Here is a 9,309-nt window from a genome sequence, read left to right on the forward strand (position 1 = left end):
CTGATGCTGTTCGGGCTGTTGGTCGTTTCGGTCGTCGGCGGTCTCGACGGTGGCGAGTTCGGTGATGGTCTCGGCGAGGGCGGCCTTTGTCAGGTGGGGGCGTCGAGGGCGTGCAAGGTGTGGTCGGTTTGGTGGGCGGATTCCGGCGGGGGCTGTAGGGGATGACCAGCGAGTCGTCGTTGGGCGGGTTCGGGTTGGCGACCTTGGTGAACTGCTTGTGGTTCTGTTTGCGGCGCCGGCCCTCGGTGTTGGGAATCAGGGAGCCGGGGGGTGGGTCAGAGGCGGGGGGTGCGGGTGAAGTGGTGGGTGGCGGTGGTGAAGAGGAGGGTGCACCAGGCGGTGGTGGTGAGGGTGGGGAGGGTGGGGGAGGGGGCGGCGGAGAGGCGGGTGACGGCGGAGGCGGGGAGCCAGGGGGAGATGTCCCAGCCCTTGGTGGCGGCGAGGGCGGTGAGGGCGGACTCGGCGACCAGGGTCCACCCGAGGACTGTTCCCAGGGCTGCCGCGGTCGACCGCAGGAGCAGGCCGGCGGCGGAGCCCAGGACCGTGTAGGCGGGCATCGCCGCGAGCAGGCGCAGGGTGGTGGACGGGGCCCCGTCCCAGTGGGGTGGGGAGCCGTGGCGTGCGGCGGTCAGGGTGGTGGTCGCCGCGCAGGTGGCCCAGACGGTGGCGGCGACCAGCAGGGACAGGAGGGCCAGCCCGGCGAGCTTGCCGGTGGCGAGTGCGCCGCGGGCCGGCTGGCGGACCAGCAGGTTCCACCAGGTGCCCTCGCGGTACTCCTGGCAGAAGGCGTTGGCGGCCACGCACATCATGACCAGGCCGATCAGGGGTGTGGCGGTACGGGCGGCGCCGAGCAGGTCCACCGGGCCGGGGTCGTCCCGGAGGGCGGCGGTGCCGGCGGCGACCGCGGCGGTGGCCGCCGCGACGGAGCAGAGGAGCGGCCAGAGCAGCCGCGGCCGGAGCAGTTTGACCAGCTCGCTGCGGAACGCCTGGTGCACGCGGGTCAGCACGGGACGGCTGTCCTCTCGGTCGGGCTGGTCGGGCGAGGAGGGGCGGTCGGCGCGGGCCCGGTGCCGGTGACCAGGGCGAGGAAGGCCTGCTCCACGGAGGTCCGTCGGACGGCCAGGTGGGCGAGGGTCACGCCGCCCGCCGCCGCGATCCGGTTCAGTTCGGCGGCCACGTCGGCGGGGGCCTCGACCAGCAGCAGCCCGTCCTCGTGGCGGTTGGGGTACCCGGCCCCGCTCAGCAGGTCGTGGAGGGCCGCGCCGTCGGCGGCGGACTCCGGGGCCAGTTCGACGACGGCCGTCCGGGAGGCGGTCAGCTCCGCCCTGCCGCCCTGGAACAGCACCCGGCCTCGGTGCATCAGGACGAAGCGGTCGCAGATCGCGTCCAGTTCGTTGAGCTGGTGGCTGGAGACCAGCACGGTGGCGCCGGCGTCCGCCAGGGACCGCAGCAGCTGCCGGAGTTGGAGGATGCCGATCGGGTCGAGCCCGTTCATCGGCTCGTCCAGGACGAGCAGCCGGGGCTCGGGGAGCAGGGCCGCGGCGATGCCGAGCCGCTGGCGCATGCCGAGCGAGTACCCGCCCACCGGTCGGCCGGCGTGGGCGGTGAGGCCGACCTGCTCCAGCACCTCGTCGACCCGGCCGCGGGGGATGCCGCCGAGTTCGGCGAGCACCCGCAGGTTGGTGCGGGCGTCGAGTCGCCGGTAGAGCGCGGGTTGTTCGATCAGCGCGCCGACCGTGTGGAGGTAGCGCTCGGGGCGGTCCAGCGGGTGCCCGAGGACGGCGCCGGTGCCCGCGTCGGGGCGGTCCAGGCCCAGTAGGACGCGCATGGTGGTGGTCTTGCCGGAGCCGTTGGGCCCGATCAGCGCGGTCAGCGAGCCGGCGGGGACGGTCAGGTCGACGCCGTCGAGGGCGGTGAGGGCGCCGTAGCGGCGGCGCAGTCCGCGGACCTCGACCGCCGGGCCGGCCGTCCGGGCGCTGGGAGGGGCGCTGGGAGGGGCGGAGGGAGGGGCGGTGGGAGGGGTCATGGTGTGGCGGGCTCCGTGCTGGCCGGGTGGGTCGGGGAGTCGGCGGTGGTGAGGAGGGTGCCGGTCGGGTCGAGGCGGTGCAGCGCGGCGGTGGCCGTCTCGCCGTCGAGCCGGAGGTCGTGGCGGACGGCGCCGTGGTCCAGGACGACCAGCCGGCTCACCAACTCGTCGGCCCAGCCGAGGTCGTGGGTGCAGAGCAGGACGGTGCGCCCCTGGTCCCGCCAGTCGGCGGCGGCCCGGAGCGCGCCGGCCGCGCCGCTGTCGAGGCCGTTGGTCGGCTCGTCGAGCAGGAGCAGCCGGGGCCGGTGCACGGTGGCGACGAGCAGGCCGAGCTGCTTGCGCATGCCGAGCGAGAGCTCCCGGACGAGGGCGTCCGGGCGGTCCTCCAGGGCGGTGCCGGCCAGCGCGGCGAGGGCCTCCCGCACCGGGGCGCCGTACAGCCTGGCCGCCAGGACCAGCTGCTCACGGACGGTCAGGTAGTCGTAGAGCGGCGGTTCGGCGGGGGCGTAGCCGCGCTCGGCCCGGACGGCGAGCGCGGTGGCCGGCCGGTCGGCGACGGCGACCCGGCCCGAGGTGGGCTCCTCCAGCCCGGCGAGCAGCCGCAGCAGGGTGGTCTTGCCCGACCCGTTGTGGCCGACCAGGGCGACGAACTCGCCCTCCCCGACGGTGAGTCCGACCTCGGCGAGGGCGGTGTGCCCGGCGTACCGGACACTGGCGGATTCGACGGCGATCACGGGCGCACCTTCCGGATTCGGAGATCACTTCGGGCCGCGAACCGCAGGACGGCCAGCAGCAGGGCCAGGTCGAACAGGCAGGCCGCCGCCTCGACGGCCCCGCCGGTGCCGGTGGCCGAGCGGAGTACCGGCCCGGCCGCCGCGGGGGCGGCCAGCACCGCGGCCAGCAGGCCCTCCACGGTCTCGGCCGCGCCGGAACGGGCGGCCCGGCCGTCGGCGAAGCCCTCGGCGGCCGGGGTCAGGAAGGCGGCGGCCACCAGCGCGCAGCTGCCGGCCAACAGCGCGACGGGGAGGGCGAGCAGCGCGCCCGCGGTCACGCTCCCGCCGCCGACCAGCAGCAGCCCGAGGTACAGCGGTACGACCGGTACGGCCGCGACGGCGCAGCAGGAGGCCACCTTCCCGGCCAGGATCCGGCCGAACGGCACCGGCGCCTGGCGGAGCAGGTCGAGCGACCGCTGCTCGGCCTCGACCCCCGCCACCTGGGCCACCACGGTGGACAGTGCCAGGAACACGGCGAGCGCCAGCGGAACGCTCCAGGCGCCCAGCGGGAGCCGCCACGGCGGTTCGCCGCCGTGGCCGAGCCGGACCCCCGCGCCGAGCGCCGCCAGGGCGAGGCCGACCAGGGCCGTCCGGAACAGCGCGCCGGTGCTGGCGACGGGGCGGCGGCGCAGCGCCAGCAGGTCCTTGGCCGCGGGCAGCAGCACCGGCGGCACCCGGTCGAGCAGGGTGCTGGAGGTGTGTGCGGCGGCCGCGGGCCCGCCGGGGACGGCGGGGCGGAGCGCGCCGCGGGTGGCGGCCCGGCGCAGCAGGAGGTGGGCGAGGCCGCCGAGCAGCAGCAGGGCCGAGCACCAGCCGAGCAGGGCCGTCCCGAGCCGGTCGGGGTCGAGCAGGCGGTCCCAGAGGTCCGGGCGGAGGCGGGCCACGGCGGAGCGCAGCGCCGCCCCGTACTCCTCGGGTTCGGCCCGGCCGGACAGGTGGAGGCGGTCGGCGAGCGGTCCGAGGACGAGCCCGAGGGCGAACAGCCCCGGCAGCAGGACGCCGAGCGCGGCGAGCGGCAGGGCCCGGCGCGGGCCCAGCATCAGCGCGGCGGTCGCGGCCACGTGGCCGAGCGCTCCGGCCAGCGCGGATCCGGCGACGGCGGTGAGCACGGCGGGCAGCAGGGCCCGGCCCGCGGGGGAGGCGGCCAGCCAGGGGCCGGCCGCCAGGCCCGCGACCACCACGGAGCCGACCGCCCCGGCCAGGGCGGGCAGCCAGAGGCGGGCCAGGAACACGGACTGCTGCGGCACCCGCCAGGGGAGCAGGACGGCGCGGTCGGGCGGATCGAGCAGCAGCCGGGCCTGGTTGGGCCGCGCCGAGAGCAGGTGGCCGGCGACCAGTACGACCGCCACCGACCAGCAGGCGCCGGACACGACAGTGCCGTCCTCGGGGCCGACCGGGAAGACCCGGCCGAGCGCCGAGCCGATCCCCCAGAGCAGGGCCGCGACGGTGGCCAGGCCGACGCCGACGGCCAACGCGAGCACGGCCCGGGCCGGCGGGGCGAGGGTGCGCAGCCCCGGGAGGCGGTTGCGCCGGCGCCGCAGGTCGGCGTCGACCAGGGCCAGCCCGGCGGTCCAGGCGAGTCGGCGGCCGTCCATCAGTCCCGCCGGCCGGTGAGCAGGGCGACCGCGCTGGCCGCGACGACCAGGACGCAGAAGCCGGCGGCCGTCCCGTTGAGTCCGGCGGCGGCGGGCAGCCGGAAGCCCGCCACCCCGAGCGGCATGCAGACCAGGGCGGAGAAGCCGAACAGCAGCCAGCGGCCGGTGGAGGCCAGGGCGACCACCGCGCCGAGGGCGAGCAGCAGGACGGCGGCCGCCAGCCAGCCCCAGTTGAGCAGGTCCTGGGTCTGCACCACCGTCGACCGGGCGGCGTCGACGACCCGGTCGGCCCGGTCGACCGCGGCCAGGGTGTCCGGCCGGCTCGTCCAGTACCAGACCGTCCGGACACCGGCCAGGACGGCGGCGGCCACGGCCAGCAGGCCGGCCACGGCCGCACCGGTCGGCTTGATCTGCGATACCACGGTGATGTCGGCTCCTCGGTCGTGCGGGGTCGTACGGGTCGTACGGGGGTCGTTCTCTCGAGCGGTGCGAGCGGTCCGGGCGGCGCGAGCGGTGCGGGCGGTGCGGGCCCGGTCCCGGCCCGGCGCGGGCTCAGCGCGGGATCAGGCAGAGCGCGAGGAGCACCGCCGTGGGCGCGAGCGCGGCCGCCGCGCTGCGGGCGGGGCTCAGGCCGGTGCTGCGGCGCAGGACCTCGGTGAAGGCCGCGAACAGCACGACCAGGCCGAGGTCGGCGCTGCCCAGCGCGTCCACCAGTCCGTCCCAGGAGGGGCGGCCGACCAGGGCGGCGCCCGCGCCGAGCAGCAGCAGCTTGCCCACGAAGTAGAGGGCGGCCACCGTGCCGACGGTCGCGCGGTCCCGGGCGAAGCCGTCGCGGGCGCCGGCCAGTCGGCAGGCGGCGGCACCGGCGGCGCCGGCGAGCAGGACGGCCAGCAGCACGCCGATCGCGCCGAGCACCGATCCAAACAGCCAGCCCGCCCAGACGCCGGCCTTCACCGCGCCCGGTGCCGCGTCGGGGATCTTCTCCAGGACGGCCGCGCGGTAGCGGTCCAGGAGGCCGAGACCGGCCAGGGGTTGGACGAGGACGGCGAGCGCCAGGGCGGCGCGGTGGCGCAGGCGCCCGGCCCGGCCGTCGTCCCGGCCTTCGGGCGCGGCCTCCGGATCGAGTAGGGGACGGTGGTCCGTCGTGGTGGTCAAGGTCATCGGGGGCTCACCCACGTTTCCACGCCCGCGGCCACGGCGAGCGCGGCCAGCGAGGTTCCGAAGAGGACAGCGGCGTCGACCACGTGCTGGCTGAACGGGGCGCCCCGTCCGGACACCAGGCGGCGGGACAGCCCGAGCGCCGGGGCCAGGCCGGCCGCGACGGCGAGGCCGAGGGCCGGCAGTTCGAGCACCGCGTGCGGTCCGACGGCCCGCAGCAGTTGGCCGCCGCCCAGCGCGTACGCGTGCCCGATCAGCACGCCGACACCGAGGCCGGAGAGCAGCGAGAAGGCGACCGTGGTCAGGCCGAGGGTGGCGACTCCGCTGAAGGCCAGCGCGGCCACCTTGGCGTTGTTGAGGAAGACCTCGAGCCACAGGCCCGGACCGGCGGGTTTGGGTTCCACGCGGACGGCGGACTCGATGCCGCCCGAGCAGGCGATCCCGATCGCCATGCAGGCGAACCAGAGCAACTGCCCCGCGGCCACGGCCCAGCGCTGCCGGGCCCAGGCGGCTGCGAGCCCTCCGCGGACTCCCGCGATCACGTCGTCCCTCCCCAAGTCGTCTGCTGCACACGGCCAGTGGGCCGGACCCCGCCGGTGCGGCGGGGTCCGGCCGGCGCCCGGGTCAGGCGATGATGGCGCGGCGGCCGCCGGCGGTGATCGCCTTCTTGAGCATCCACATGGCCACGCCGCCGGCGGTGGTGACGCCACCGAACAGGGAGAGGGCGGCGGCGACGTCGGTGCCGGCCTCGATGGCGGTCAGCACGCGGTCGGCGCTCTTGTACTCCAGACCGAAGTAGCCGGTCAGCACGTCAGGGGTGGTGGCGGCCAGCAGGAGCGGGGCGCTCAGACCGGCAACGGCCGCGCCGGCGGCGGCGATGCGCTTCTTCGGGGTCGAGAAAACGGACATGTTAATCCCCAGTTCGCCACTTTTAGGGAGTGGTTGGGAATATCCGGCAGCCACCGGTCGCTTCGGGACTGCGCCTGATCATCGAATCCGACCCCGTGCTGACGGTGGTGGCGGACTGTCCGGTGGACCGGGCGGTCGAGCAGGCCCGCGCGCTCCAGCCCGACCTGGTCCTGCTCGACCTCGGCCGCCAGGCCGACGCGGCCCTCGACACCCTGCTCTCGCTGATCTACCTGCCCCGGGCGCCCCGGGTGGCCATGCTGGCCACGGAGGAGGACGGCGACCTGCTGAACCGGGCGCTGCGGCACGGCGCGGTCGGCTGCCTCCGGCGGAACGCCCCGAGCGGCCTGCTGCTGGACGCCGTCCGGGTGCTCACCTCGGGCGGCACCGTGGTCTTCCCGCAACTCCGGTCGGCCGCCCCGGCGGTGGCGCCCGAGCCGCCCGACCGGCAGGTCCCGGCCCGGCTCAACGCCCGCGAGCGGGAGCTCCTGGTCCGCCTGGGCGAGGGTCTGTCCAACGCGGACATCGCCGAGCGGCTGTACCTCCGCCCGGCGACCGTCAAGGACTACGTCAGCGAGCTGCTCGCCAAACTGGGCGTCCGCAACCGGACCCAGGCCGCCGTCCCGGCCGAGCGGTACGGACTGCTCAGGGCCCACGCCGCGGCGTGAGGAAGGGGCCCCGTGCGGGGCCCGGCGCACGACTCGGGGGCCCCGCAGGGGGGTTCGGGGCCGGCCGGGCGGCTCTCCCCGGGCCGGACGGCCGGCTGCCCTACGGGTTCTTCACCTCGGCGGTCCGTTCCGTCGCGTCCGGCTCGGCCGGCTCCTCGGTGGCGCGCGTGCCGTCCAGGCGGATGCCGCGCATCGAGGCCCACATCACCAGGGCGCTGCCGCAGACCACGCCGCAGTCGGCGAGGTTGAAGACCGGCCAGTGCGGCAGTTGGATCCAGTCCACGACGCGTCCCTCCCACGGGGACGGGTCCCGGAACAGCCGGTCGATGAGGTTTCCGGCCGCACCGGCGATGACCAGCCCGAAGGAGACCGCCCAGAGGGGGGTGCGGATCCGGGGCGACACCACCAGCATGAGGACGATGACCAGCATCTTCACCGTGGTGAAGAACCAGGTCTCCCCCGCGCCGATGGAGAACGCCCCACCCGAATTGAAGACCAGCGTGAATTTCAGAAGCCCGCCGAGGGTCGATGTCGGATCGGTCCCCGAGAAATGTGTCAGCGCTATCTGTTTGGTGATGAAATCCGACGCCAGCAGTGCGATTGCCACGGCTGTCATGGTGCCCAGTCGTCGAGGCGTGTCACCGGACAAGGAAGCTCCTCGCGCAACCCGTAGGCGTAGTAAGCCAGTCATGGCCGCATTGTAGGTGACGGCGGCTTGCGCACGAGTGTCCACAAGTACGGGAGCGCACCGTCAGAACGGGAGCATACCTGCGCCGTTGCCGGGCGCCGGCCCCCGCCGTCGCCGGGTGTCGGCGGGTCCCGATGGTCACCCGAAGATCCCGGCGAGGCGGGTCAGCCCTTCCCTGATCGCCGCGGCGGGGTGTCCGGTGAACGACAGCCGCAGGGTCGCCGGGTCGGGCCGGTCGGCGAAGAACGGCGCGCCGGGTACGTAGGCGACGTCGTGGGCCGCGGCCCGGGGCAGCAGGGCGGTGGCGTCGTGCCCGTCCGGCAGGCGCACCCACACGAACATCCCGCCGTCCGGCCGGTTCCAGGTGCTTCCGTGGGGGAGCGCGTGGGGCAGGCCGTCGAGGAGCGCGTCACGGCGTTCCCGGTAGGCGGCGCGGACCCGCGTCAGGTGCGCGTCGAGGTCGGCATGGGTGAGGTACCGGGCGGCGGCGGCCTGGTCGACGGTGGAGGAGTGCAGGTCGGTGGTCTGCTTCACCGTCGTACAGGCGCGGCGCAGTTCGGCCGGAGCGCGCAGCCAGCCGAGGCGCATGCCCGGGGACACGGTCTTGGAGAGGCTGCCGAGCAGCACCGTGCGGTCGGCCGCGGCGTCGAGCGAGGCGATCCACGGCAGCGGTGCGCCGTCGAACCGCAACTCGCCGTAGGGGTCGTCCTCGACGATCCACAGGCCGTGCTGGGCCGCGACCTCCGCGACGGCCCGGCGGCGCTCGACGGGGAGCGTACGGCCGGTCGGGTTCTGGAAGTTGGGGACGAGGTAGAGGAGTCTGGGCCGCTCCGAGGCGACGAGGCGGGCCAGCGCCACCGGGTCGACGCCGTCCTCGTCGGACGGGACCGGGACGACGCGGGCTCCCGCGAAGGCGAAGCACTGCAGGGCCGCCAGATAGGTGGGGTTCTCCACGAGGACGGTGTCGCCGGGGGCCAGCAGCGCCGTCGAGACCAGCGTCAGTGCCTGCTGGGAGCCCGAGGTGACCAGCAGGTCGTCCGCCGGGGTGGGCAGGCCGCGGGAGCCCAGCCGCTCCGCGACGGCCGCCCGCAGCGCCGGGTCGCCCTCGGTGGTCGAGTACTGGAGGACGCGGTGCGGGGCCGTGGCCAGCACGTGGTCGTACGCGGCCCGCAGGCCGGCGACGTCGAAGAGCTCCGGGGCGGGCAGGCCGCCGGCGAAGGAGATCACCTCCGGCCGCGCCGTGAGTTCGAGGATCTCCCGCACGGACGAGGCGTGGGCGGCGGCGTGGCGGGCGACGGGAACGGGGGCGGCGGCTGGGCTCGTCATGCCCGCAGGATACGGACGATCGGGGCGGTGTCCCGGGTGCGGGAGTCCCACGGGTGCCCAAACATGTCCCGTCGATTTCTTGCCGAGATCGCTCAGGCGTCCGTGGTGACGGCGGGTTCCGCGACCGGCCGTGCCGGACCGTGATCTTCCGGAAACCACCAGGTGGGAC

At 75.7% G+C, this 9,309-nt stretch carries 11 protein-coding genes; 1 reads left to right on the plus strand and 10 read right to left on the minus strand.

The window, feature by feature from the left end; genetic code table 11:
* Positions 1 to 275 precede the first annotated feature (275 nt).
* The 8 genes from ACFVU7_RS35480 to ACFVU7_RS35515 form a co-directional block, all read right to left on the minus strand.
* Complete coding sequence (locus tag ACFVU7_RS35480; protein WP_388049436.1) at positions 276 to 1,007, minus strand: ABC transporter permease; 732 nt, start codon at positions 1,005 to 1,007, stop codon at positions 276 to 278.
* A complete protein-coding gene (locus ACFVU7_RS35485; protein WP_388049438.1) occupies positions 1,001 to 2,026 on the minus strand; it encodes an ABC transporter ATP-binding protein in 1,026 nt (341 codons plus the stop codon). Before ACFVU7_RS35485 ends, ACFVU7_RS35480 begins: the two co-directional genes overlap by 7 nt.
* The gene (locus ACFVU7_RS35490; RefSeq protein ID WP_388049440.1) at positions 2,023 to 2,760 is read right to left on the minus strand and encodes an ABC transporter ATP-binding protein; all 738 of its coding nucleotides are present in this window, start codon (positions 2,758 to 2,760) and stop codon (positions 2,023 to 2,025) included. Before ACFVU7_RS35490 ends, ACFVU7_RS35485 begins: the two co-directional genes overlap by 4 nt.
* On the minus strand, positions 2,757 to 4,394 hold the full coding sequence (locus ACFVU7_RS35495; RefSeq protein WP_388049443.1) for a hypothetical protein: 1,638 nt from the start codon (positions 4,392 to 4,394) through the stop codon (positions 2,757 to 2,759). Before ACFVU7_RS35495 ends, ACFVU7_RS35490 begins: the two co-directional genes overlap by 4 nt.
* Entirely contained in the window at positions 4,394 to 4,816 is a 423-nt protein-coding gene (locus ACFVU7_RS35500; RefSeq protein WP_074004720.1) for a hypothetical protein, read from the minus strand. The genes ACFVU7_RS35495 and ACFVU7_RS35500 overlap by 1 nt, the downstream gene beginning before the upstream one ends.
* Positions 4,817 to 4,946: 130 nt before the next feature.
* Entirely contained in the window at positions 4,947 to 5,555 is a 609-nt protein-coding gene (locus ACFVU7_RS35505) for a hypothetical protein (protein WP_388049446.1), read from the minus strand.
* Positions 5,552 to 6,094, minus strand: a complete 543-nt coding sequence (locus tag ACFVU7_RS35510) for a stage II sporulation protein M (protein ID WP_380777028.1) — start codon at positions 6,092 to 6,094, stop codon at positions 5,552 to 5,554. The genes ACFVU7_RS35505 and ACFVU7_RS35510 overlap by 4 nt, the downstream gene beginning before the upstream one ends.
* Positions 6,095 to 6,176: 82 nt before the next feature.
* A complete protein-coding gene (locus ACFVU7_RS35515) occupies positions 6,177 to 6,461 on the minus strand; it encodes a hypothetical protein (protein WP_388049449.1) in 285 nt (94 codons plus the stop codon).
* A gap of 95 nt (positions 6,462 to 6,556) precedes the next feature.
* On the opposite strand from ACFVU7_RS35515, the gene ACFVU7_RS35520 reads away from it, so the two are divergent.
* Positions 6,557 to 7,126 carry a LuxR C-terminal-related transcriptional regulator gene (locus ACFVU7_RS35520; protein ID WP_388049452.1) on the plus strand — a complete coding sequence of 190 codons (570 nt, stop codon included), beginning with the start codon at positions 6,557 to 6,559 and terminating at the stop codon, positions 7,124 to 7,126.
* A gap of 100 nt (positions 7,127 to 7,226) precedes the next feature.
* Here ACFVU7_RS35520 and lspA read toward each other — a convergent pair whose 3' ends face one another.
* Positions 7,227 to 7,775: a signal peptidase II gene (gene lspA, locus ACFVU7_RS35525; RefSeq protein ID WP_234348152.1), complete on the minus strand. Its 549-nt coding sequence runs from the start codon at positions 7,773 to 7,775 to the stop codon at positions 7,227 to 7,229.
* A 177-nt stretch (positions 7,776 to 7,952) separates the two neighbouring features.
* The gene (locus ACFVU7_RS35530; protein ID WP_388049455.1) at positions 7,953 to 9,140 is read right to left on the minus strand and encodes a PLP-dependent aminotransferase family protein; all 1,188 of its coding nucleotides are present in this window, start codon (positions 9,138 to 9,140) and stop codon (positions 7,953 to 7,955) included.
* Positions 9,141 to 9,309: the final 169 nt, after the last annotated feature.

The sequence above is a fragment of the Kitasatospora sp. NPDC058046 genome (assembly GCF_042885595.1).
Classification (GTDB): domain Bacteria; phylum Actinomycetota; class Actinomycetes; order Streptomycetales; family Streptomycetaceae; genus Kitasatospora.